Genomic DNA, 22340 nt, shown 5'->3' on the forward strand with positions numbered 1-22340 from the left:
CGTAAATGATCAAGCTCTCGGACATCCGCAAGCACGCCGCGCGCCGCCCCGGACACGTCGCTGTGGTCGACGGCGAAGTCCGGCTGACCTGGGCCAACCTCGCCGACAAGGTGGCCCGCGTGGCAACCGCGATCGAGGAGCGGCTGCCCGACATACGGCCCGCCCGCGCGGTGTTCGTCGCCGAGAACCGCTGGGAGCTGGTCGTCGCCATGGCGGCGGTCTCCTCGCTCGGCATACCGTGCGTCGGACTCGACTACACCGCCGGGCCCGAGGCCACCGCCGGCGCGCTGGAGCAGCTGCAGCCGACCGTGGTCATCAGCACCTCCGAGCAGCGCGCGGTGCTGACCGAGGTCGGCTGGCCCGAGGGCCGGGGCATCCTCGACATCCGGCTGGACAGCGACCCGCCGAAGAACGCGCCGGGCATCGCCTTCACCGACCTGCTGCTGTCGGAGCCGGGCGAACCTCGGCCGGTGGAACAGCCGTTCGAGGCGTTCTCCTTCACCTCCGGTACCAGCGGCATCCCCAAGCTGGTGATCCGCCGGGCCTCCTTCGAGGCGCGCCGCTTCGCCGACCTGGTGGACCAGTACTCCTTCGACGAGGACGACGTCCACCTGGTGACGGTCCCGCTGTACCACGCGTCGGGTCCCGGCTGGGCACGCATCTTCCTGTCCCTGGGCGGCACGATCGTCCTCGGCCCGTACGACGACACGGCCGCCCTGATCCGCCTGATCCAGGACGAGGGCGTCTCCACGACCCTCATGGTCCCGCCGGTGCTCAAGCGGGTCGTGGCCCACCCGGCCTCCGAGCACCTGCACAAGACCTCCCGGCTGCACTTCGTGCTCTCCGGCGGGCGGCACCTGAACCGCTGGGTCGTCAACAACACCTGGGACCGCCTCGGCCCGGTCCTGCACCTCTACTACGGCACCACCGAGACCGGCGTGAACGTCATGATCGGCCCCGAGGAGCTGCATGTGGCGCCCTGCCGCTCCGGCCGCCCGATGCCGGGCAACACCATCGCCGTACTGGACCCGGAGAACCGCCCGGTGCCCAAGGGCATGCGCGGCCGGGTGGCGATCGCCAGCTACCAGCTGATGGACGCCTACGCCACCGCCGAGCCGGAGTTCCTCGACCTCGACTACGGCGGCCGCACCCAGCGCTTCCTGCTCACCGGTGACAGCGGCTTCATCGACGAGGCCGGCCGGCTCGAACTCACCGGCCGCAACGACGGCGTCTCCAAGGCGGCCGAGGGCAAGCCGCTCGACGTCAACATCTTCGGCCTCGAGAACGACCTCATGGACCTGCCCTGCGTCCGCGAGACCGCCGTACTGCGCACGAAGCTGCAGGACACCGGCGAGGAAGTACTGATCGTGCCGTTCGCCCCGGTCGCCCCGGAACGGCTGGAGAGCGGCCGGCGCGCGGTCGCCGCCGCCTGTGCCCGCCGGGTGCCGTGCCTGCCCGCGTACGTGATCCCGGTGGAGGCGATCCCGTACAGCCCGACGGGCAAGGTGCGGGCGGCCCGCCTGCTGGAGACGGTGCTGCCGCTGGTCCGCACCGAGGCGGCGGACCGCCGTACCGAGCTCGTTCCCGCCTGACCGGACCCCGACCGCACCACTGCTGTCCCCTCCGTCCCCCCCCACTCGACAGGAAGAGTCATGAACGATCAGAAGAACTACGGCCGAGGCCTGCTGCTGTGCCTCCTGGCCACCGTGTCCTGGGGAGCGATGTTCCCCCTCATGGACGTGACCCTGAAGCACATCGACCCGTTCACCTTCACCTGCCTGCGGTACGCGATCGCCGGCGCGATGTTCCTGGTGTTCCTCAAGCTGCGCGAGGGCGCGGCCGGGTTCAAGCTGAAGGGCGAACGGATCGGCCTGGCCTGGCTGTTCGGCACGGCCGGCTTCGCCGGCTTCCAGTTCCTGGTGTTCTTCGGTCAGGACCTCATCGGTGAGCGGGGCGCCCTGAACGCCTCGATCATGATGGCGACCATGCCCATGATGGGCTTCCTGGTGAACTGGGTGCTGCGCAAGGTCGTTCCGCCGAAGGGCGCGCTGGCCTTCATCGCGATGTCCTTCGTCGGCGTCATCCTGGTGGTCTCGGACGGCAGCCTCAGCTCCCTCTTCGCCCACCCGTCCGACTTCGGCCCCGACGCGCTGCTGCTGTTCGCCGCGCTGTGCTGGGTGATCTACACCTCCGGTGCGACGTACTTCCCGACCTGGTCGCCGATCAAGTACACCGCGATCACCACGGTCCTCGGCCTGGCCAGCGCCTCCGTCATCACGGCGGTCATCCTGGCCACGGGCGGCGTCCCCGTCCCGACCGCCCACGCGGTGACCTCGATCCTGCCCGAGCTGGCCTACATGAGCGTCATCGCGGGCTTCGTGGGCGTGCTCGGCTGGAACTTCGGCAACAAGTACCTCGGCCCGCTCAACGGCGTCCTCTTCATGGACGTCGTCCCGATCACGGCGTTCATCATCTCGGCGCTGACCGGTGTGATCCCGGCGGGCATGCAGGTGGCCGGCGCCTCGCTGACCGCACTGGCGCTGGTCCTCAACAACCTGTACCTGCGCAAGGTCGCCAAGCGGACGGCGGCGGAGGCGGCGGCGAAGAAGCCGGCGGTGGCGTCGGCTGCCACTGCCGCTGCCGAGAAGCCCGAACCGGTGACGGCGGCCCGCTGACCCGACGCCTGAACGACGGACGCGGCTGCCGTGGGGGTACGACTCCCACGGCAGCCGCGCTGCTGTGTCCGCCGCGCTCAGGGACCGGCCGTGGCGGCCCTGTACAACTCGGCCGCTTCCCCTCCCAGCACCACGCTGTAGGAGGTGTCGGCGGTGTCACCGCCGTGCTCGTGCCCGCCCAGCACCCCGACGACCTGCTTGTCCCCGTTCACCCAAGGACTGCCACTGGTCCCGCCGGTGAACTCGGGGCAGTCGATCCGCTGCTGGGTAAGGCTGTGCAGGGTCGGCTTGTTGGTGCAGGTGATGGGCACCTCACGCTCATCCGGATACCCGGTGACGGTCACGGCGGTGGCCCCGGTGGCCGTCCCGGTGACGAACCGGTTCCCACCCACCACATCCTCGACCCGCTTCCCACCCAGCTCATCGACATGGGCAAAGGCGATGTCACTGTCCTCGCTCTGCTCCTTGGCCCACCCGTCGGGCAGGAACCGCTTCCCCACCTTCCACACCCCGTAAGGCGCGCGCCCGTTCCGATACCCGGGCGCGAACACCAGATCCCCGTCATCGCCGTCCACACAGTGCGCGGCGGTGACGATCAGATCCCGCTGCCGACTGTGCACGACCGAGGCGCTGCAGAAGTGCCCGCCGGCCAGCTTGCCGACCCGGTCCGCGCCGAACAGCGCGCCGACCCGCACGCTCTGTCGCGTGGCGACCGTGGCGGCGGTGACCCCGAAGGGTCCCGGCCCGTCGGAGGCGGCGGCCACGGAAGCGGACGTCAGGCCGAGCGTCACCACACAGCACAGCAAGGTGGGGCGCGAAGTGAGCCAGATGCGTGAGATGCGCTTCATCAGGCGTCACTCTGTCCCATGAAGGTGAGAAACCCACACCCCCTTCACTGAGATTTTCCCGTGAACCATTCCTATGGCCGCTGGGCTTCGCCGTAGACCGGGAAGTCTTCGGTGGCGATGCCGACGGACATGGCTCGCTGCGTCCGTCCCTCCGCGTCCGGCTCGACGCCGGATCCACCGCACCGCGCGCGTCACTCCGTCGCCTCTCCGTCACGCTCCGCACATGCCCCCAGTGATCCCTCCCGAGCCGCCGCTCACCCTTCGCCACGGCAGTCCGCCCACAGCAGCTTCCCGCCCTTGGACGCGCCCAGCTCCCGCAGCACGGAGACTCCCCACGAGTCGGCACACGCTCGCACGAGCTGCAGCCCGCGTCCGGTTTCGGCGTCGTCCGGGGCTACGGCGACGGAGGTGGTCTCGCCCTTGCCCTTGTCCTCGTCCTTGTCCTTGGTGAAGCCGGGAGGGACCCGAGGGTCGGTGTCCCAGACGGCGATGCGCAGCCGGCCCGGTTCGCTCCCGAGGAGGCGGAGGGCGTAAGGGCCGGTGGTGTGGAGGTGCGCGTTGGTGAGGAGTTCGGCGGCGAGGAGTTCTGCGGTGGGGGTGAGGGCGGAGAGGTCGTGTGCGGCGAGGACGGTGCGGAGGGTTGCTCGGGCGATCCCCGGTGCGCGTGGATCGTGCGGGAGTTGGAGGGTGTAGGTCCAGGGCGGGGATACGGTGGGCATGGAAGTCTCCGTTCAGTGAAGGGGGTTGAAGGTCTGAGCGGGGCCCCGGTTGTAAGGTAGCGGCATCCAGTGAAGGTATTCACTGAAGCGTAGGGATCGCCTTCACTACCACCCATGTGAGTGACTGCAAGGAGGCGGCAAGCCCGTGAGGAACCCAACGGGTCGCCAACTGCGCTTCGGGACGGAGCTGCGGAAACTGCGCGAGCGTGCAGGCTTGAGTTCCACCGAGGCCGGTCAACTCCTCGGCATCAAGCAGGCGCAGGTCAGCAACATGGAGGCCGGTCGCGTAGGCGTGAGCGCCGAGCGGGTACGTACGCTCGCCAGTCGCTACGACTGCTCCGACACACCCCTCGTCGAGGCGCTCAGCGACATGACCTCGGAACGCACGCGCGGCTGGTGGGAGCAGTACCGCGAACTCCTGTCCAGCTCACTCGTCGACCTGGCCGAACTGGAGCACCACGCCCTGTCGTTGCGCGACTCGACCACCGCTCGCATCCCAGGTCTGCTCCAGACACGCGAGTACGCACTCGAGATCTTCCGTCAGGCCGTGACCGAACTCTCGCCGCCCGACATCGAGCACCGCCTGTCGTTCCGCATCAAGCGCCAGGCAGTCCTCTTCCGCGAGGACGACCCGACACCGTACGAGGCGATCATCCACGAGGCCGCCCTGCGTATGAAGGTCGGCGGCTCCACGGTGGCCCGAGCGCAGTTGCAGCACCTGCTCGACATGAGCGATCGAGACCACATCACCCTGCGCGCCATCACCTTCGACGTCGGCGCCTACCCGGGATCCGGTCAATCGATCCACTACGCGCACGGCCCGGTACCGCAGCTGGACACCGTCTACCTCGACCAGGCCCACGGCCTCGCGTTCCTCGACGCCGAGGCGCAGTTGCACAAGTACCGCACGCTTTTCGACCGGGTCGCGGCTGTTGCACTGGCGCCGGAGAAGACCCGCGAGCTCATCCACAACGTGATGCGAGAGTTGTGAAGGGAACGCCCGTGAACCCGCGCTGGCAGAAGTCCTCGTACTGCTCCGAGGGCGCCTCGTGCATCCACATATCCGCCACCCGCGAAGCGGTCCGCATAACCGAGTCCGCCGACCCCACCGGGGCGATACTCACCACCACCCGCGCGGACTTCGGCGCCCTCCTGGCCGTACTCAAGGGAGAACCGGACAGCACCGCACCCATCGAGATCACCTTCGGCGAAGGCAACGGCGAAGAAACATCCGTCCACCTCCACGAGACCAACGCTCCGCAGACCGTGGTCACGACCGACCGCCACAAGTGGGACGCCTTCATACTCGGCGTAAGAGCGGGCGAGTTCGACCACTTCTCGGAGGGCCCAGCGGAAAGCCCTGTCAGCGGCGCAGCCTCCCACGCACCCAGAGGAACCCGATCAGTCCGCCCACACCGGCCATGTACGCGGTCAGTGGTCCGTCCTTCGACAGGAGGCCGGGCAGGGAGATGACGGCCACTATGAGCAGCCATCCGCACCCGGCCACGACAAGATCCGCCGAATCAGGGTGGCGTTGCTCGTTCTGCACCCGTTTTCCCCCTTCACCGGAGTGCGCCTGGCCAGTGTCGCACCCAGCAAGCTCCACCTGAGCGCGGACACCCCTCCGCTGAGGACCGGGCCGGGGCGGCGGTCATCACTCAGGCCGTTGGAAGACCGCGAGCGGGCCGTACTCCGTGGACTTCACGGTGGCGACTTCGGGGTGGGCGGAGAGGCAGTCCCGCCGGATCCCGACGGTGTCCGGCCATGCGGCCAGCTGCTCCCCGGGACCGACCCTCGACATCGCGGTACCGGCCGTCGGCCAGAGAGGCCGCCAGCACCAGGCAAGCCCATGATCCGTACTGGCGGAGAGGGCAGGATTCGAACCTGCGTGGGCCCCAGAGGGGCCCGACCTTGAGGCGTGCTCGCGGTCCCCGATCAACCACTCCGGGCACCTCTCCCCGTGACCGGCCTCCGGTTTCCCGTGCCGTTCACAAGTACAAGAGTGGCCGAAGCGGCTGACAGCCCGCTGACGTGCCGCTGACCGCCACCGCGCATCCGGCGAAGGGGCTAGTCGACGTCCACCGGACCGTCGTCCGACTTCTTCTCGCTCCTCGCGGGCAGCTGGATCAGGCCCTCGCCCTTGCTCTCCTCGGGGCGGCGGCCCTCGGAGTCCTGCCCGCTCAGGTTCTGCCGGACCGAGTCGAGGATGGTCAGGCCCTGGGACACCAGGCCCGCGGCGATCTCACCGAGGCCGTCCGCGCCGTTGAGGACGTTGACGTTGGCGCCGGCGAGGCCGCCGGCGGCCTCCTTCACGATCTGCGGGAGCTGGTCGATCAGCATCCGGTCGAGCGCGACCCGGTCGTACGAGGCCGCCGCCTCCGCCTGGATCTTCATCCGCTGCGCCTCGGCGGCGGCGAGGATCCTGACCCGCTCGGCCTCGGCCTCGGCGGGCTTAACGACCTCGGCCACCAGCTGCTGCTGGCGCAGCTTGGCCTGGCGCTGGGCCAGCTCCGTCTGGGCGGCGAGCACCTCCTGCTGGGCGTGCGCCTGCGCCAGCGGTCCGGCCTGCGCGGCCTGCGCCTGCGCCCGGTCCACCTCGGCCGAGTACTCCGCCTTGACGATGGCGGTCTGCCGGGCGTACTCGGCCTGGTTGCGGGCCGCCACCTGCTCCGCCTCGACCGAGGCCTGGGTGGCCTGCGCCTGGGCGATCTGCGCCTGCCGCTGGATGGCCGCCTTGTGCGGCGCGGACATCGCGTCGATGTAGCCGGTGTCGCCGTCGTCGATCGACTGGATCTGCAGCGAGTCGACGATCAGGCCGATCTTCGCCATCTCCGTCTTCGAGGTGTCCAGCACCTCCGCGGCGAGCTTCTGCCGCTCGGTGACGATCTCCTCGACCGTCATCGAGCCGATGATGGCCCGCAGGTGACCGGCGAAGATCCGGCCGGTGAGCACCGACATCTGCTCCTGGTCGGAGAGGAACCGCTGGCCCGCGTTGATGATGCTCTCGTGGTCGTTGCCGACCTTGAAGGCGATGACCGCGCGGACGTGCAACGCGATGCCCTGCCGGGTCACACAGGTCTCGGTGACCTCGGACTCGCACATGGACAGGGTGAGGAACCGGACCTTCCGGAAGACCGGCAGCACGAACTTGCCGTGCCCCGTCACCACCCGGAACGGCGCGCCCCCCAGTCCCCGCCGGCCGCCCGAGATCAACATCGCCTCGTCGGGTGCGGGAACGCGGTATCCGAACATCCTGTACTCCTCAGCCGGCGTCGGCGGTGTCGCCGCCGAGCGCATCCAACGGATCCACCCACTCGATGACACCGACCTCGCGGCATCCACGGGATTCGATCACGAGTACCGTCGCGCCCGTCGGCAGGGGTTGCTCCGACCACGCGAGGAAGGTCTCGGAGCCTCCTCTGACCCGCACCAGGACCTCGCCGGGGCCCGCGGATCCGCGGGTTCCGATGAGCACTTTCCCCGTGCAGCCGATCACGGCCTCGTCCTGCGGCATCACCGGCCGTCCTCCTCGTCCTGACCCCAGGATTCCGACGATAGACCCAGTCGGGTCGGGGACCCAACGGACAGTAAGACCCGGTTCCGCAGGACTCGGTTCCGCCGCCGGGTGGACCGCCGTAGGGCGGGCTCTGGCGCGCCCTCTCCGCCCTAGCCCACCCCCTCCGCCCCGGCCGCCCTCGCCGCCGAAGCGAGCCCCCACTCGACCCCGGTCATCTCCTCCGAAAGCGTCCACAGCCTCCGCGCCGCCTCCGGATCGCTCGCCGCCGTGCTGCGGCCGACCAGCGTGGGGGCTCCGCGCATCTCACCCAGGCCGTCCGGGCCGACGTACGCCGCCCCCGGCAGATCCTGGCTCGCCGCGTAGAGCGTCGGCAGGGCGCCGGACTTGTCGTCCTGGGCCAGGACCTTGTTGCCGACGGCCATGAACGCCCGCATGAGGGGGTTCGTGGTGTGGCTCTGCAGGTTGGTCGCCGCGTAGCCGGGGTGGGCCGCCAGGGCGCGCACGGCGGAGCCCGCCTCGGTCAGGCGGCGCTGGAGTTCCAGGGTGAACAGGAGGTTGGCCAGCTTGGACTGGGCGTAGGCGCGGGTCGGGGAGTAGCGCCCCCTCAGGTTCACGTCGGAGAAGTGGATCACGCCCCCGCGGTGGAGGCCCGAGGAGACCGTCACCACCCGGTCCGTGACGTACGGCAGCAGCAGGTTCGTGAGGGCGAAGTGGCCGAGGTGGTTCGTGCCGAACTGCATCTCGAAGCCGTCCTTGGTGCGCTGCTCCGGCAGCATCATCACGCCCGCGTTGTTGATCAGCAGGTCGATCGGCCCCTGCCATCGCGCGGCGAACTCCCGCACCGAGGCCAGGTCCGCCAGGTCCAGGCGGCGCACCTCGACGCTGCCGCCCACCTTCGCCGCCGCGGCGCCGCCCCGCGCGGGGTCCCGTACGGCGAACACCACATGCGCCCCGGCCCGGGCGAGCGCCTCGGCGCTCGCGAGGCCGAGGCCGCTGTTGGCGCCCGTGATCACGGCCGTACGGCCGGAGAGGTCGGGGAGGTGGGTCGCGTTCCACTTGCGCGCGGTGCGCGTCGCTTCGGTCGTGGTCGTATCAGCCATGGCCCCAATGTAGGCAGCGCCAACAATGCTGTCAATGACAACAATGATGGCAATGTCAACTATATAGACGCCGTCTACATCGAGATACGATGGTGCCCATGTCGCGCATGTCCCCGTCGTCCCCGTCGTCCCCGTCGTCCACGAACCGCCCCTACCACCACGGGGATCTGCGCGCCGCCCTGCTCAAGAGCGCCGAGCGCACCCTGCGGGAGAAGGGGGTCGGCGCGCTGTCGCTGCGCGAGCTGGCCCGTGACATCGGGGTCAGCCATGCCGCCCCGGGCCGGCACTTCAAGGACAAGCAGGCACTGCTCGACGCCCTCGCGCTGGACGGGTACGAGCGCCTCAACCAGGCCCTGGGCGCCGCCGCCGAGCAGCCCGGCCTCACTTTCGAGCAGCGGATGACGGCGCTCGCCCGCGCCTACCTCGGCTTCGCCGTCGAGAACCCGGAGCTCCTGGAGCTGATGTTCGCGCGCAAGCACGACCCCGACAGCTCCGCGCAGCTCGCGACGGCCGTCGACCAGTCCCTCGGCTCGTTCGCCCGGATGATGGCGGACGCCCAGGAGCAGGGCGAGATCATCCAGGGCGATCCTGAGCGCCTCACGATGGTCGCCGCCGCGAGCCTGCACGGACTCGCCGCCCTCATCGCCAGCTGCACCCTGGAGGCGGAGGAGGCCCTGGCCGGCCTGGACGAACACGTCCATCTGCTGCTGCACGGCCTCAAGCCCAGGTGAGCAACTGACCATCTGTGCGCTCTCCGTGTGCCTGGTCAAGCGCAGGGCAGCACCGCCCGACCGGCTGGGGCACACCGGAGGGCACGGACGCCTCCACCGGCTGACGAGCAGGTGAACCACCCCCTCGGGTCACGGGGAGCCGCCATCTGAGGGGGACGTGGGGTCCCCTCGGCGGCAAGGAAAAGAAGACGGGCCACGGCATCCGGCCGCGGCCTGTCTTCCCGTTCTCGTCCGGCATCCCGCCCAGTGCTGTGACGCCGGGGGTGAGGCCGTGCTCCCGCTTGAAGGCAGTGCTGAACGCGAACTCGGATGTGTATCCGCTCCGTTGGCCACGGTCTTCAGCGGCGCATCGGAGTCGGGTCGGGGCGAAGCACGGTTCGACCGGTGCGGACCCCCGCCGTTCGGGCGTGACGGTGCACAGGGCACCATCAGAGAACGCCGACCGATCCACGATGCCCCGGGGGAAGACCACATGAAGCGCACTCTCGCGGTCCTGGCCACCGTCGCCGTACTCACCGCTCCGCTGACCGGTTGCAGCAGTACGTCGAAGACCGTCACCGGCACTGTCGTCAGCAAGGACACGGACCACGAGTGCTCGACGAAGAAGAAGGGTAAGAAGAAGACCCGCAGCTGCCACACCGAGTACGAGTTGACGGTCCGCACGAAGAGCGGCGACGAGGAAGAGGTCGACGTCAGCAGCGGCGCCTACGACAACTGCGTCGAGGGTGCGACCTACCCCAAGTGCACCACGCGCTAGCGGTTCTGCGTCAGGCCCGCTTCGGTCCCGTGATGCAGCCACTCCCACTCGGCGTACGGCCGCATCTGCGCCACTCACTGTCTTGTATCGGCCATTCGAAACGGGCCCACACACGTCTGAGTACGCGCGCTCATGCACCCGTCCCTGCTCGGGTTGGGGGGTGACATGCAGGCTCACAACGTCAGGGTTCCGGCGCGAGCAAGGACAGCCGCAGTGGGGAAGTGAGGCCAGCCCCGAGGGCCGCAGCCTGTCGTTCAGGCCTCAACAACCTGGATGTGGTGCTTGAGTTCGTCGGCGATGCACACCGTGTCTCCGCGGGCGGGCATACGCCACTCCGTGTCGACCCCCCGGGCTCCGACTGCTCCTCCTGCGACGCCAAGCCGACCTGGCAGACCGACACGGGCGCCCCGTACGGCTACGACAGCCCGACCGGCTGGGGCACCCCCGAGGGCGTCTCGGCCCTCGCGGGCTGAGCACATCCGTCCGCCCGTCTCAGGGGCCTCGGCGACGCCGGTCGCCGGGGCCCTTCCCCGTTCCCCGCATGCCGCCCGTGAGAACATCGTCTCGACGCCTCACCCGACCAGCCGTCAGAAACCCTGCCGGGTCGTAAAGGGGGTCAACGACGGAACCACACGACAGGTTCCGCTCAGGCCTCGTTGCCCGGCGTGACCTGCCGTGATACACAGAGTGACCTTACGACGTATTCGTACGAAACCCGCCAGCCAATGACGTCAAGTCGACATACGACGGCGACGATGTCAGCGAGAATGATGCCTGACCTCTGCACACCGCAAGGTCCAGCGGAACTACCCACCAGGGGCGGTGACTTACATGCTCTTTGCGGCCGACAAGGGAGACATCAACACCATCATCGGCGGGATCGCTCCGGACTGGGGCCCCTTCGGCAGCCTGGGCAACGAGGCCAAGGTGATGATCGAGGTGGTGATGGCCGTGGCCATCCTGCTCTGCCTCGGCATCGCGGTCTGGGGTGCGGCCAAACAGCGGATCGGCGCGACGGCGCTGCGCGACACCTTCAGCGCGGAACAGGGCAAGGGCCTGATCATCGCCGGCCTCACCGGAGTCTTCATCATCGGCTCCCTCGGCACACTGTTCACGATCGTGTACGGCATGGCGGTCTGACGCCCCTTCTGCTCCCGGGCGCGCCCGGTCGTCCCCCTCCACCCCACCCACCCGTCGTGCCCACCGGCAGAGGTTGCGTTTCCCTGATGTCGAGTCATCACACCGCGCCCGCGCGGGAACCAGCACGGCTACCGTCGTATGTCTACAAGGTGGAGGGGGCGTACGCGGCATGAGTCCCACAGACGAGCAGGGTTACACCGAAACGGGCCAGACCCGAACCCGCCTGCCCGGCGGCGACCCCTACGGCGGCGCACCCCGCAGAGCCGGCCGCTCCTCCTCCCGGAGCCTGGTCACGGTGGTCGGCGTGGTCGTCCTGCTCATCGCCGCGATCGCCTTCGCGAACCGCGGTGACGATTCTTCCGCCGACGACTCGACCGGGAAGAGCGACCAGCCCCGAACCTCCTCCACCGCAGCGAGCGGCACGAAGCCGGTGGAGACGAAGAGCGAGGGGATTGCGTCGGGGTTCGCGCACAGCGGGCAGGGGGCGGAGAGTGCGGCGGCGAACTATGCGGTGGCCTTGGGGTCGGCCGAGATGTTCAACACCGCCTGGCGGCACCGGATCGTCGACTCGGTCTACGCCCGGGACGTAGCAGCCGCCAAGCAGTCGGCCATGGACAGCGCCTACTCCAACGAGAAGTTCCTCTCCAACATCGGTCTGGCCAAGGACGGCACCGCGCCGAAGGGCCAGACGTTCGTCTCCCGGGTCATCCCCGTGGGCACCAAGGTCACCTCTTCGGGAACGGACGCCACCACCGTCGAGGTCTGGTACACCTCGCTGTTCGGCCTCTCCGGTGACGGCTCGAAGAACCCGGTGACCGAGAGCTGGTACACCACTACGTACGAACTGAAATGGGTCGACAACGACTGGAAGATCACCGACTTCCAGCAGAAGGACGGACCCGTCCCCGTGGGCCGCGACCAGACGGCTTCCACCGCCGACGACATGACGAAGGCCGTCGAGGAGTACGGAGGGTTCACGTATGCGCGCTAACCACCGCATCCTCAAGATCACGGCGGTCCTCGGAGCCGTGCAGACGACGACGCTGCTGCTGGCCACCCACGCCGTAGCCGCGCCCAGTCCCACTCCGTCCCCCACGAAGAGCAACGACCCTTGTGACCTGATCCGGGGCGCGGCCAAACAGTTCTGCGAAAAAGACAACTCCGGCGGAGGCTCCAGCGGCGCCACCACCAACAACCCTCTCGGCGACACCCTCGACCCCCTCGCCTCCCTCGCCAAGGGCTGTGCCGACGCTGCCTCCTGGACCATCGGGAAGCTCAGTGGCGCCGTGAAGGAGACCGCGAACGTCGACTTCACGAACACGAAGTTCCTGCAGCAGTACGCGGTGGTCTTCGCGGCGTCCACGATCCTGACCCTGCTGCTGTGGCTGCTGGCCGTGGCCAAGAGGGCCGTGCGGGGGGTGCCCCTCACCACCGCGATCGGCGAAGCCATCGGCTTCCTGTGGCTGACGGTGCTCGCCTCCGCGTTCACCCCGCTGATCCTCTACACGGTCGTGTCGGCGACGGACGGCGTGACGGACGTACTCGCGAAGGCGACCGGCGACCAGACGGACACGTTCTTCGGCACCTTCTCCGGCGCCCTCAAGAAGGGCAACGACATCGGCGGCGGCCCGATCATGCTGATCGTCGTCTCCCTGGTCAGCATCCTCGCCGCCGGCGTCCTCTGGCTGGAGCTGGTCATCCGCGCCGCCCTGCTCTACGTGGGCGCCCTCCTCGGCACCGTCGTCTACGCGGGCCTGGTCGACAAGAACCTGTGGGGCCACGTCAGGCGCTGGGCCGGCATCATGATCGCCGTCATCCTGGTCAAACCGGTGATCGTCATCGTGCTCGGCCTCGCCGGCGCCCTCTCCGGCGACAGCGGCCCCGACGCCTTCTCCGCCGTCGTCTCCGGCCTCGCCATCATCCTGCTCGCCATCTTCGCCAGCGCGATGATCTACCGCTTCGTCCCCGGCTTCGGCGACGAGATCGCGAACGGCCGCAACAACCGCATCATGCAGGGCGCCGAGGGCAAGGCCGCGGCCGTCATCAGCTCGCCCGCCACCCTCGTCGCCCAGGGCATCAAGACCCACAGCACCCGCGCCGACAACAACGGAGGAGGCGGCGGCTCCAGCAGCGCCCGCCCCGCCAACCCCGCCTCCGGCGGTGTCGCCGCCCACAGCAGCCGTACCCCCCAGGGCGGCGGCGGAGCAGTCCCCTCCGCCGCGCCCGCGCCGCGCGCCCCAAGCCCGGCCAACACCCCGCACGCCAGCAACACCCGCAACAGCAACCGCTCGGGAGGTGAAGGGCGTTGACGACCGAGTCCCACCTGTCCCATCCGGTCACGCCCCGCCGTACGTATCTCATCGGCCGCGCCCGGCCGAACGCGATCGTCGGCCGGAACCGCGAGTCAGGCGAGATCGCGCTGATCATCGCCGGCGCGTTCCTCGGCATGATGTGCGGCCTCCTCGTCCCGGTCCTGTCCCTGCGGATCGTGTTCCTGACGGGCTTCCCACTGCTCGCGCTCGCCGCGGTCTACGTGCCGTACAAGCGCCGCACGTTCTACAAGTGGTTCGAGATCAACCGCTCGTACAAGCGGACCGTCAAGCGCGGGGCCGTGTACCGCTCCGGTGCCGTCGAGGCCGGTACGCGGCTGGACGGGCGTGAGGTCGAGATCGGGCCGCCGCCGGGAATCGGGCGGATCAGCTGGCTCGCCGCGCCCTTCGGACCCGACGAGATCGCCGTACTCCTGCACGCCGACCGCAAGACGGTCACCGCCGCCATCGAGATCGAGGGCCCCGGCGTCGGCCTGCGCGACTCCGAGGACCAGGAAGCCCTCGTCGACCGCTTCGGCACGCTGCTCAAGCACGTGGCCAACGGGGACGGCTTCGTCACCCGCCTGCAGATGCTCGCCCGCACGCTCCCCGCCGACCCCGACGCCCACGCCAAGGACGTCGCACTGCGCGGCGACGAGAAGGCCCCCGACTGGCTGTCACGGTCGTACGACCAGCTCCAGTCCATGGTGTCCACCAGCAGCGAGCAGCACCGCGCCTACCTCGTCGCCTGCATGCACTACACCCGCGAACTGGCCGCCGAGGCCCAGGCCATGGCACGGGCCGCGCGGCCCCAGGCCGGCCGCAAACTGGACCGGGACGCGGGCCTGGCCGTCGTCATGGCCCGTGAGCTGACCGACATCTGCTCGCGCCTCCAGGAGGCCGACATCCGCGTCCGCCAGCCCCTCGGGCAGGGCAGACTCGCCTCCCTCATCCACTCCATGTACGACCCGGACCACCCCATCGACCACATCCAGGCGATGACCCGGCGCAACGCCTGGCCGGCCGAGCTGGACGCCATGGAACCCACCTACCTCCAGGCCAAGACCCGCGAGTCCGCCACCCGCGCCCCCTGGTGCCACGCCACCGCCTGGGTGAAGGAGTGGCCGATGACCCCGGTCGGCGTCAACTTCCTCGCGCCCCTGCTCGTCCACACCCCGGACGTCATCCGAACGGTCGCCGTGACGATGGATCTCGAACCCACCGAGGTGGCCATCGAACGCATGCTGACCGAGAAGACCAACGACGAGGCCGAGGCCTCCCGCGCCGCCAAGATGAACCGCACCGTCGACCCGCGCGACGTCGCCGCCCACAACCGCCTCGACCAGCGCGGCGAGGACCTGGCGAGTGGCGCGGCGGGGGTGAACCTCGTCGGCTACATCACCGTGTCCTCCCGCTCCCCGGAGGCCCTCAACCGCGACAAGCGGACCATAAGGGCCTCCGCCGGAAAGTCGTACCTGAAGCTGGAGTGGTGCGACCGCGAGCACCACCGGGCCTTCGTGAACACACTTCCCTTCGCCACCGGCATTCGAAGGTAGGGGCTGATGCGCTGATGCGGGACCCGCTGTCCGTCCTCACCGACGCCTTCACGTCCTTCCTCTTCGGCAAGGTCGAGACGACCCGCCTGCCGGTCCGCACCTCCACGGGCCAGGCCCAGGCGGTCTACCTGCCGACCGCCGCGCCCGGCCTCGGCGACTCCGGCGTCATCATCGGCCGCGAGGTGTACTCCGGGAAGGGCTACATCTACGACCCCTTCCAGCTGTACGGCCAGCAGCTCCCGGCCCCCCACTGGCTGGTCCTCGGCGAGTCCGGCAACGGCAAGTCGGCCCTGGAGAAGACGTACGTCCTACGGCAGCTGCGCTTCCGCGACCGCCAGGTGGTCGTCCTCGACGCCCAGGGCGAGGACGGGGTCGGCGAATGGAACCTCATCGCGCAGGAGCTGGGGATAACTCCCATCCGCCTGGACCCGACAGCGGCCCTGAACCACGGCATCCGCCTGAACCCCCTGGACCCGGCGATCACGACGACGGGCCAGCTGGCGCTGCTGCGCACCATCATCGAGGTCGCCATGGGCCACGGCCTGGACGAACGCTCCGGCTTCGCCCTCAAGGTCGCCCACTCCTACGTCAACGAGTCCATCCTCGACCGCCAGCCGGTGCTCACCGACATCGTGGAACAGTTGCGCCACCCCGAGCCGGAGTCGGCGGAGGCGATGAACGTCGCCATAGACGACGTACGCGCGTGGGGCCTGGACGTCGCCCTGGTCCTGGACCGCCTGGTCGACGGTGACCTGCGCGGCATGTTCGACGGCCCGACGACGGTCGGCATCGACCTGGACGCCCCGCTGATCGTCTTCGACCTGTCCCACATCGACCGCAACTCCATCGCCATGCCGATCCTGATGGCGATCGTCGGCGTGTGGCTGGAGCACACCTGGATCCGCCCCGACCGCAAGAAGCGCATCTTCCTCGTCGAAGAGGCCTGGCACATCATCAACAGCCCCTTCGTCGCCCAGCTGTTCCAGCGCCTGCTGAAGTTCGGCCGACGGCTGGGCCTGTCCTTCGTGGCGGTCGTCCACCACCTGTCCGACGTGGTGGACGGCGCGGCGGCGAAGGAGGCGGCGGCGATCCTGAAGATGGCGTCGACCAGGACCATCTACGCCCAGAAGGCGGACGAGGCGAGGGCCACGGGCCGGGTACTGGGCCTCCCGCGCTGGGCCGTGGAGATCATCCCCACCCTCACCCCCGGCATCGCCGTCTGGGACGTCAACGGCAACGTCCAGGTGGTCAAACACCTGGTCACGGAGACGGAACGCCCGCTGGTGTTCACCGACCGCGCCATGACCGAGTCCTCCAGCGACCTGGCGGCCGACGACGCCCTGCGCGCGGCCGAGATGGAGGCCGAGCAGCGGGCGGCGGCCTTCGTGGAGCAGCACCTGGGCGACTCCGAATCGACGGTGGCGTAGGGGGAGAGCGTGAGACCGGAAGACCGCGACCGTCGCGACAGCCGTGACAGCCGTGACAGCCGTCGGGAAGGCCAGGGCGGCATTCCCGACGGCCTGCTGATCGGCATACTCGGCTTCCTCCTCGGCATGACCATGCTGGTGTGGACGGCCACGGGTCTGGCGGGCCTCTTCGCCAAGGGCGCCTGGCCCAAGGGCGTCACCTTCACCCGCACCCCCCTGGCCATGCGCCACCTCATCGGCCGGCCCCACGACATCACCGGCGCCTGGCCGGACACCCCCGCCGGCCAACTCTCCGGCTGGGGCCTCTTCTGGGGCCTGCTCATCGGCCAGCTGATGGTCCTCTTCGTCCTGGCCCTGTTCGTGATGGGGACGGTGGCGAGATGGCGGGCGGGGAAGGTACGGCGGGCGTTCGAGCGGGGCGCGGCGAAGGGCAGCGCACAGTCGACGGCGCCGGCTTCCACCCCCGCTCCAGCCACGGAACAGCGTTACGAGGTCCCGGTGCCGCTCGAAGAACCGGAGCCGACGGAGGCGCTGCGAGCGGCGCAGCCGGCGGAGCCCCTCCAAACGGCGGCCGCGCCGGACCCCTTGGGTACCTTCTCAGCCAACGGTGAACGGGTGGGCGGGTGGGAAAAAATCCTCATCGCACCCAGGGAAAGCCGCCACGCAACCGCAGCCCAGGCCATCCGGGACGCGCCAGGCCCCACCCTCGTAGTCACTTCAAACCCCGCCCTGTGGCAGGACACAAAGGACGCCAGAGCCAAGCTGGGCCCCACCCTCCTCTACGACCCCACCCACCTCTGCGACACCCCGGCCCGCCTCCACTGGTCCCCGACAACAGGCTGCGAGGACAAACAAACGGCGCTGAGCCGAGCGGCAGCGCTCCTCAGCCCCGTCCAGCCCACAGCCAAGATCGACCAAGCGGTCGCCGACACGGCGACAACGCTCCTCCGCAGCTACCTGCACGCCGCAGCCCTGGAATCCCGCACCATCCGCCACGTCCACCGCTGGTCCCAGGGCACCCAGATCCAGGACGCGGTACGAACCCTCCGTACCCACCCCAAGGCCGCCCCCGGCGCCGCGGGCGAACTCGAGGCCGCCCTCACCGCGCACCCGGAACGCCGTGACATGGCCCAGGAGTTGACCAGCCGGGCCCTCGCCGCCCTCTTCACGGTCAACATCCGCGAGGCCTGCACCCCCAACCGAACTGATGCGCTCGCCTTGGATTCCTTCGTGGATGAAGGGGGCACGCTTTATCTGGTAGGTGAATCCATCGAGGACCCCAGGACGAAGCCTGGTGCGATGCCCCTCCTGACGGCCCTCGTCTCAAGCGTGGTCGAGCGCGGCCGGCGCATGGCCGAACGGTCATCCTCCGGTCGGCTCGACCCACCACTCACCCTGGTCCTGGACGACGTGGCGGCCGTGGCGCCGCTCCCGCAGCTGCCGGACCTGCTGGCCGGCGGAGCCGACCGGGGAATGCCCACCCTCGCCCTGCTCCGCTCCCGTGAACAGGCCAGATCCCGCTGGCCCCACCAGGAACTGCCGGCCTGACCCCGGCTCCAGAACCACCGCTCCAGAACTACCGTTCCAGAACGAACTCCAGCTCGTTCTCGGCCTCGTCCTTCACGAACGACACGACCAGCCCGCTCGGCCCGAACCCCAGCTTGCGGTACGCCCCCTGCGCCCGCGCGTTGTCCGCGTGGACGAACAGCCGTACCCGCTCGGCACCCCGCTCCCACGCCCAGGACACACCGGCGTCGAACAGGGCCTTGATCAGCCCGTTCCCGCGGTGCTCCGGCCGCACGAACACACCGACCACATGCCCCTGCCGGCGCTCGACCGGATACCCGGCCCAGTCCTTCGTCCCGGCCTCCTCCAGGAGCACGGTGACGGTGCCGGCCCAGCTCCCGTCCGGCGCCTCGGCGATGAACTGCCGTGCCGAGCCTGACCCCTCACCGGATCTGACGGCCCGCTCCTGGTAGAAGGAGTCCGGCCGGTCCAGGGCGTCCTCGTAGGTCTCCAGGAAGGCGATGGGCGCGACCGGATCCCGCAGCGCGTCCAGACGCAACTGCTTCACGGCGGCCCACTCGTCGGGGCGTATCGCACGGACGACGTAGTCATCGTTGGTCGGGCTACTCATGGAGCCACGGTAGCCCGCACCCCTCACACCCCTCACCCGATATACGGGCCCGACTGTCAGTGGCCGGTCCTACTGTGGCCCTATGACCACGCTTCCCGATCGGCCCAACACCGCAGTGCTCGTCATCGACGTCCAGAACGGCGTGGTGGCGAACTCCCACGACCGCGACGGCGTCATCGCGAACATCAACACCCTGATCGACAAGGCCCGCGCGGCGGACGTGCCGGTCGTCTGGGTGCAGCACTCCAGCGAGGAGCTGGCGTACGGCAGCGAGACCTGGCAGTACGTGCCGGAGCTGGCCCGCCGGGACGGCGAGCCCCTGGTCCACAAGAAGTACCCGGACTCCTTCGAGGACACCGACCTGGAGACCGTGCTGGCCGAGCGGAAGGTGGGCCGGCTCCTCGTCACGGGCGCGCAGACGGACGTGTGCATCCGCTCGACCCTGCACGGCGCGATCGTCCGCGGGTACGACACGACGCTGGTCGCCGACGCCCACACCACGGAGGACCTGTCCAAGTACGGCGCTCCCGCCCCGGAGCAGGTGATCGCCCACACCAATCTCTACTGGAGCTGGCACAGCGCACCCGGCCGCCAGGGCGGGACCGTGGAGACGGCTGAGGTGACCTTCTAGCCACACTCGGCGGGCCTCAGCCGTCGTCAGTCGTCGTCAGTCGTCGTCCAGTTCCTTCGCCTGGTCGTTGGGGACGGCGCCGTACAGGTCGTGCCTGGGCTCGGGCATCATGCTCCGGGCCCCGCGCACGCTCTTCCAGATCGCCTCGTTGAAGGTCCGCTCGTCGATCTGGTCCTCCTTGGTGAGGTTCTGCTTCGCCGACACCCCGGCCATCGGCGAGTCGACCGTGTTCACCGCCGTCAGATCGGTCGTCGGCTTCACGGCCGTGTACGGGGTGTCGTCCGGCCTGGCGGTGAAGGAGTTCACCATCGGGGTGGCGTACGCGTCGAACTGGGTCATGGGCCGCAGCCCCAGCAGCAGCTCGATCGTGCGCAGCATGGAGGCCGTCGAGTAGAAGGTCGAGTCGACCCTCCCGGTCTGCGTGTACGGGCTGATGACCTGCGAGATCGTCCGGTGCGCGTCCACGTGGTCCGGCCCGTTCTGCGCGTCGTCCTCGGTCACGAAGATCGCGGTCGACTTCCAGTACCTCGAGTGCGAGACGGCGTCCACCAGCTGACCGAGCGCCCAGTCGTTGTCGGCGACGTAGGCCTGCGGGGTGGGCATGCCGGCCTTGGTCCCGGAGGTGTGGTCGTTGGGCAGCCGCACCATCTCGAAAGCGGGCAGGTTCCCGTCCTGCTCGTACTGGGCGAACTCCTTCCTCCACTCCTCGATCCGCGGGCTGCCACAGGTCTTCCCGCGCGCGGGGAAGGTGCCGGCCGAGTCCGGGCAGCTGAGGTTGTACGGCCCGTAGCCGTGGTCGGTGCCGGCGTCCAGCACCGGGTCCTCGGCCACGGTCTTCCCGCTCGCGTCGGCGCTCGCGTAGAACCCGTAGTTTCGGAAGGAGACGCCCTTGTCGTTCAGCCGCTGCCAGATGTAGGCGTGCTCGGGGTCCTTGTTGGGCGCGATCGCCGGGTCGCCGTTCTCGGACGGGTAGGTGTGGTTGCGGCCGGAGTAGTTCGCGGGCCAGCCCTCCTCGCTGTACGGGTTGGAGTTGGCCGCCACGGTCCAGTTCCAGCCCTGGGCGCTGACCTCGGCGTCGGCGTAGAAGTTGTCGAGGGTGACGAACTGCCGCTGCAGAGCGCGCGCGTTGGGCGCCGAGTCGTCCCCGAACAGGTCCAGCGACGGATCCCCGTTGCCCCGCCCCAGCGAACCGAACTCCTGGTCGTAGGTCCGGTTCTCCTTGACGACGTAGATCACATGCCTGATCGGCGTCTTCTCGCCGACCCGCCGCGGTACGACGGCTCCGACGGCCCGCGGGCTGTTGCCCTCGCCGAACCCGTTGTTGGCGACGACGGTCCGCGTCCACCGCCAGAGCTGCCGGTTCCCGCCGTCGAGCGGGATGGTCGACAGGGTGCCCCTCATCATCGAGCCCGAGTACTGGTCGGGGGAGGTGGGCGCGGTGGAGGTGGGATTCGGGTACCCGGGCCCGTTGTTCGGGCCCGCGCCCAGACCCTTGGCGTTGGTGACGTACAGCTTCCCGTCGAGCGGCACGACGGCCGTCGGATACCAGGCGGTGGGGACGAGCCCCGCGGTCCTTCCGCTCTTCACGTCTATGACAGCGATGTCGTTGTTCCCGGCGTTGGCGACGTACAGCCGCCGCCCGTCCTCGGACAGCGCGAGCGCGTCGGGATTGCTGCCGACGGGCGCGTGCCGGTACGGCGCGAGCGAGACGGTGCGCGTGACCTTCCGGGTGGCGACATCGACGACACTGACCTGGTCGCTGTCCCCGTTGGCCACGTAGAGGGTGTCCTGCCCCTCGTCGGCGACGATCGCGTTGGGATGGGTGCCCACCTTGACGGCCGTCTCGACCTCCGGCGCGGACCCGCTGATGTCGAGGACGCTGACCGTGTCGCCGCCCTGGTCGGTGACGAAGGCGGTCTTCCCGTCCTCGGCGAGCGCGACGGCGTACGGTGCGTGCCCCACGGCCACGGTCTTCATCGACCCGTCGCCGAGATCCACCACGGTGGCGGCGTCCGCGAGCCGGTCGGCCACGACCAGCCGCTTCCCGTCGGGCGTCACGGCGATCCCGGCCGGATACATGTTCACGGCCTGGCCCTCGGGGTTCTTCGTGGGCAGTTTGACGGGGGCGGTCTCGGTGAGCCGTCCCCCGCTCACGTCATAGGTGTGGATGATCTCGCGCCCACCGCCACTGGCGTAGGCACGCTTCCCGTCCGGACCGAAGGCGAGCCCGGTGAACACGGCCTGGGGGCTCGGGTACGAGATGGTCTGGACGACCTCCGAGTCGGCGGGGTCGACCACCTGGAGGGACTGGGTGCCCTGACCGGCGTTGCTCACCAGGAGCATGCTCTTGTCGGGCGAGAGAACGGCGTTGAGGGGCAGATTGCCCAGCTGGGCCTGGTGCCCGGCCGGAGTGACCTTGTAGCCGACGGGAGTTACGGCGGTCCCGTCGCCCTTGGGTCCTGCGGCGCCCTGCCCGCCGGCGGCCGCGAGAGCGACGGCGGCCCCGGTGGCGAGCACGGCGGTACCTGCCAGCACAGTGACAACTCGACGTCGGTTTCTGCGTCTGAGGACCATGGGCCACGACACTGACACGCAGCGTCAACAAACCCATGGATTCCCGGTGTCGTGCTCATGACCGCGTTGTGAACGCGAAAAAGCCCCAACTCACGGGTTTCTCACCCGGAGTTGGGGCTCCTTCTCAATATTTGTTCGGCGGCGTCCTACTCTCCCACAGGGTCCCCCCTGCAGTACCATCGGCGCTGTGAGGCTTAGCTTCCGGGTTCGGAATGTAAC

General features: G+C 69.4%; 22 protein-coding genes, 1 rRNA gene and 2 pseudogenes. 14 read left to right on the forward strand and 11 right to left on the reverse strand.

The window, feature by feature from the left end; all coding sequences use genetic code 11:
- The first annotated feature begins 5 nt into the window (after window positions 1-5).
- Together ACWC5O_RS31815 and ACWC5O_RS31820 are read left to right on the forward strand one after the other, a co-directional pair.
- Window positions 6-1592 (forward strand): class I adenylate-forming enzyme family protein, encoded by a 1587-nt coding sequence (locus tag ACWC5O_RS31815; protein ID WP_450590323.1) that lies wholly within the window; start codon window positions 6-8, stop codon window positions 1590-1592.
- A gap of 60 nt (window positions 1593-1652) precedes the next feature.
- Window positions 1653-2675: a DMT family transporter gene (locus ACWC5O_RS31820; protein WP_450590322.1), complete on the forward strand. Its 1023-nt coding sequence runs from the start codon at window positions 1653-1655 to the stop codon at window positions 2673-2675.
- Window positions 2676-2752: 77 nt separating this feature from the next.
- On the opposite strand, the gene ACWC5O_RS31825 is transcribed toward ACWC5O_RS31820, so the two are convergent.
- Window positions 2753-3523 carry a trypsin-like peptidase domain-containing protein gene (locus tag ACWC5O_RS31825; RefSeq protein ID WP_450590321.1) on the reverse strand — a complete coding sequence of 257 codons (771 nt, stop codon included), beginning with the start codon at window positions 3521-3523 and terminating at the stop codon, window positions 2753-2755.
- A gap of 254 nt (window positions 3524-3777) precedes the next feature.
- Entirely contained in the window at window positions 3778-4242 is a 465-nt protein-coding gene (locus ACWC5O_RS31830; protein ID WP_450590320.1) for an ATP-binding protein, read from the reverse strand.
- Between the two features lie 145 nt (window positions 4243-4387).
- Here ACWC5O_RS31830 and ACWC5O_RS31835 point away from each other — a divergent pair, with 145 nt between their 5' ends.
- Window positions 4388-5233: a helix-turn-helix domain-containing protein gene (locus tag ACWC5O_RS31835; RefSeq protein WP_450590319.1), complete on the forward strand. Its 846-nt coding sequence runs from the start codon at window positions 4388-4390 to the stop codon at window positions 5231-5233.
- An 11-nt stretch (window positions 5234-5244) separates the two neighbouring features.
- Window positions 5245-5349: pseudogene (locus tag ACWC5O_RS31840) on the forward strand (DUF397 domain-containing protein); the annotation flags it as partial.
- A gap of 256 nt (window positions 5350-5605) precedes the next feature.
- On the opposite strand, the gene ACWC5O_RS31845 reads toward ACWC5O_RS31840, so the two are convergent.
- The 6 genes and pseudogenes from ACWC5O_RS31845 to ACWC5O_RS31870 all read right to left on the reverse strand — a co-directional run bounded on the left by ACWC5O_RS31845 (window position 5606) and on the right by ACWC5O_RS31870 (window position 8859).
- Window positions 5606-5791 carry a hypothetical protein gene (locus tag ACWC5O_RS31845; RefSeq protein WP_450590411.1) on the reverse strand — a complete coding sequence of 62 codons (186 nt, stop codon included), beginning with the start codon at window positions 5789-5791 and terminating at the stop codon, window positions 5606-5608.
- A 105-nt stretch (window positions 5792-5896) separates the two neighbouring features.
- The gene (locus tag ACWC5O_RS31850) at window positions 5897-6043 is read right to left on the reverse strand and encodes a hypothetical protein (protein WP_450590318.1); all 147 of its coding nucleotides are present in this window, start codon (window positions 6041-6043) and stop codon (window positions 5897-5899) included.
- Between the two features lie 59 nt (window positions 6044-6102).
- A pseudogene (locus ACWC5O_RS31855) lies at window positions 6103-6200 on the reverse strand.
- Between the two features lie 109 nt (window positions 6201-6309).
- Complete coding sequence (locus ACWC5O_RS31860; protein ID WP_450590317.1) at window positions 6310-7494, reverse strand: SPFH domain-containing protein; 1185 nt, start codon at window positions 7492-7494, stop codon at window positions 6310-6312.
- Between the two features lie 10 nt (window positions 7495-7504).
- Window positions 7505-7756, reverse strand: coding sequence for a hypothetical protein (locus ACWC5O_RS31865; protein WP_403956395.1), 252 nt, complete (start codon window positions 7754-7756; stop codon window positions 7505-7507).
- A 152-nt stretch (window positions 7757-7908) separates the two neighbouring features.
- Complete coding sequence (locus ACWC5O_RS31870) at window positions 7909-8859, reverse strand: oxidoreductase (protein ID WP_450590316.1); 951 nt, start codon at window positions 8857-8859, stop codon at window positions 7909-7911.
- Between the two features lie 98 nt (window positions 8860-8957).
- Here ACWC5O_RS31870 and ACWC5O_RS31875 point away from each other — a divergent pair, with 98 nt between their 5' ends.
- The 9 genes from ACWC5O_RS31875 (at window position 8958) to ACWC5O_RS31915 (ending at window position 18327) form a co-directional block, all read left to right on the forward strand.
- Window positions 8958-9590 carry a TetR/AcrR family transcriptional regulator gene (locus ACWC5O_RS31875; RefSeq protein WP_450590315.1) on the forward strand — a complete coding sequence of 211 codons (633 nt, stop codon included), beginning with the start codon at window positions 8958-8960 and terminating at the stop codon, window positions 9588-9590.
- A gap of 472 nt (window positions 9591-10062) precedes the next feature.
- Window positions 10063-10347: a hypothetical protein gene (locus ACWC5O_RS31880; protein ID WP_450590314.1), complete on the forward strand. Its 285-nt coding sequence runs from the start codon at window positions 10063-10065 to the stop codon at window positions 10345-10347.
- A 278-nt stretch (window positions 10348-10625) separates the two neighbouring features.
- Window positions 10626-10820, forward strand: a complete 195-nt coding sequence (locus ACWC5O_RS31885) for a hypothetical protein (protein ID WP_450590313.1) — start codon at window positions 10626-10628, stop codon at window positions 10818-10820.
- Between the two features lie 358 nt (window positions 10821-11178).
- Complete coding sequence (locus ACWC5O_RS31890; RefSeq protein WP_014673544.1) at window positions 11179-11487, forward strand: hypothetical protein; 309 nt, start codon at window positions 11179-11181, stop codon at window positions 11485-11487.
- Window positions 11488-11656: 169 nt separating this feature from the next.
- Window positions 11657-12478: a hypothetical protein gene (locus ACWC5O_RS31895; RefSeq protein ID WP_450590312.1), complete on the forward strand. Its 822-nt coding sequence runs from the start codon at window positions 11657-11659 to the stop codon at window positions 12476-12478.
- The gene (locus ACWC5O_RS31900; protein WP_450590311.1) at window positions 12468-13796 is read left to right on the forward strand and encodes a hypothetical protein; all 1329 of its coding nucleotides are present in this window, start codon (window positions 12468-12470) and stop codon (window positions 13794-13796) included. Before ACWC5O_RS31895 ends, ACWC5O_RS31900 begins: the two co-directional genes overlap by 11 nt.
- Window positions 13793-15352 carry an SCO6880 family protein gene (locus ACWC5O_RS31905; RefSeq protein WP_450590310.1) on the forward strand — a complete coding sequence of 520 codons (1560 nt, stop codon included), beginning with the start codon at window positions 13793-13795 and terminating at the stop codon, window positions 15350-15352. The genes ACWC5O_RS31900 and ACWC5O_RS31905 overlap by 4 nt, the downstream gene beginning before the upstream one ends.
- Window positions 15353-15366: 14 nt before the next feature.
- Window positions 15367-16779 carry an ATP-binding protein gene (locus tag ACWC5O_RS31910; protein ID WP_450590309.1) on the forward strand — a complete coding sequence of 471 codons (1413 nt, stop codon included), beginning with the start codon at window positions 15367-15369 and terminating at the stop codon, window positions 16777-16779.
- 9 nt (window positions 16780-16788) lie between these two features.
- Window positions 16789-18327 carry a type IV secretory system conjugative DNA transfer family protein gene (locus ACWC5O_RS31915; protein WP_450590308.1) on the forward strand — a complete coding sequence of 513 codons (1539 nt, stop codon included), beginning with the start codon at window positions 16789-16791 and terminating at the stop codon, window positions 18325-18327.
- Window positions 18328-18355: 28 nt separating this feature from the next.
- Here ACWC5O_RS31915 and ACWC5O_RS31920 read toward each other — a convergent pair whose 3' ends face one another.
- Window positions 18356-18916, reverse strand: a complete 561-nt coding sequence (locus tag ACWC5O_RS31920; RefSeq protein WP_450590307.1) for a GNAT family N-acetyltransferase — start codon at window positions 18914-18916, stop codon at window positions 18356-18358.
- An 82-nt stretch (window positions 18917-18998) separates the two neighbouring features.
- On the opposite strand from ACWC5O_RS31920, the gene ACWC5O_RS31925 reads away from it, so the two are divergent.
- Window positions 18999-19547 (forward strand): cysteine hydrolase family protein, encoded by a 549-nt coding sequence (locus ACWC5O_RS31925; RefSeq protein WP_450590306.1) that lies wholly within the window; start codon window positions 18999-19001, stop codon window positions 19545-19547.
- Window positions 19548-19583: 36 nt separating this feature from the next.
- Here ACWC5O_RS31925 and ACWC5O_RS31930 read toward each other — a convergent pair whose 3' ends face one another.
- Both ACWC5O_RS31930 and rrf read right to left on the reverse strand, forming a co-directional pair.
- The gene (locus tag ACWC5O_RS31930) at window positions 19584-22082 is read right to left on the reverse strand and encodes a beta-propeller fold lactonase family protein (RefSeq protein WP_450590305.1); all 2499 of its coding nucleotides are present in this window, start codon (window positions 22080-22082) and stop codon (window positions 19584-19586) included.
- Window positions 22083-22254: 172 nt separating this feature from the next.
- Window positions 22255-22340, reverse strand: a 5S ribosomal RNA gene (rrf, locus tag ACWC5O_RS31935); the annotation flags it as partial.

It is taken from the genome of Streptomyces sp. NPDC001450, from assembly GCF_053597295.1.

Bases quoted from the DNA above. Each gene is read 5' to 3' on its own strand.
- ACWC5O_RS31815 (WP_450590323.1), top strand. From the start codon at position 6: ATGATCAAGCTCTCGGACATCCGCAAGCACGCCGCGCGCCGCCCCGGA.
- ACWC5O_RS31820 (WP_450590322.1), top strand. From the start codon at position 1,653: ATGAACGATCAGAAGAACTACGGCCGAGGCCTGCTGCTGTGCCTCCTG.
- ACWC5O_RS31825 (WP_450590321.1), bottom strand. From the start codon at position 3,523: ATGAAGCGCATCTCACGCATCTGGCTCACTTCGCGCCCCACCTTGCTG.
- ACWC5O_RS31830 (WP_450590320.1), bottom strand. From the start codon at position 4,242: ATGCCCACCGTATCCCCGCCCTGGACCTACACCCTCCAACTCCCGCAC.
- ACWC5O_RS31850 (WP_450590318.1), bottom strand. From the start codon at position 6,043: ATGTCGAGGGTCGGTCCCGGGGAGCAGCTGGCCGCATGGCCGGACACC.
- ACWC5O_RS31860 (WP_450590317.1), bottom strand. From the start codon at position 7,494: ATGTTCGGATACCGCGTTCCCGCACCCGACGAGGCGATGTTGATCTCG.
- ACWC5O_RS31865 (WP_403956395.1), bottom strand. From the start codon at position 7,756: ATGCCGCAGGACGAGGCCGTGATCGGCTGCACGGGGAAAGTGCTCATC.
- ACWC5O_RS31870 (WP_450590316.1), bottom strand. From the start codon at position 8,859: ATGGCTGATACGACCACGACCGAAGCGACGCGCACCGCGCGCAAGTGG.
- ACWC5O_RS31875 (WP_450590315.1), top strand. From the start codon at position 8,958: ATGTCGCGCATGTCCCCGTCGTCCCCGTCGTCCCCGTCGTCCACGAAC.
- ACWC5O_RS31880 (WP_450590314.1), top strand. From the start codon at position 10,063: ATGAAGCGCACTCTCGCGGTCCTGGCCACCGTCGCCGTACTCACCGCT.
- ACWC5O_RS31890 (WP_014673544.1), top strand. From the start codon at position 11,179: ATGCTCTTTGCGGCCGACAAGGGAGACATCAACACCATCATCGGCGGG.
- ACWC5O_RS31895 (WP_450590312.1), top strand. From the start codon at position 11,657: ATGAGTCCCACAGACGAGCAGGGTTACACCGAAACGGGCCAGACCCGA.
- ACWC5O_RS31900 (WP_450590311.1), top strand. From the start codon at position 12,468: ATGCGCGCTAACCACCGCATCCTCAAGATCACGGCGGTCCTCGGAGCC.
- ACWC5O_RS31910 (WP_450590309.1), top strand. From the start codon at position 15,367: ATGCGGGACCCGCTGTCCGTCCTCACCGACGCCTTCACGTCCTTCCTC.
- ACWC5O_RS31920 (WP_450590307.1), bottom strand. From the start codon at position 18,916: ATGAGTAGCCCGACCAACGATGACTACGTCGTCCGTGCGATACGCCCC.
- ACWC5O_RS31925 (WP_450590306.1), top strand. From the start codon at position 18,999: ATGACCACGCTTCCCGATCGGCCCAACACCGCAGTGCTCGTCATCGAC.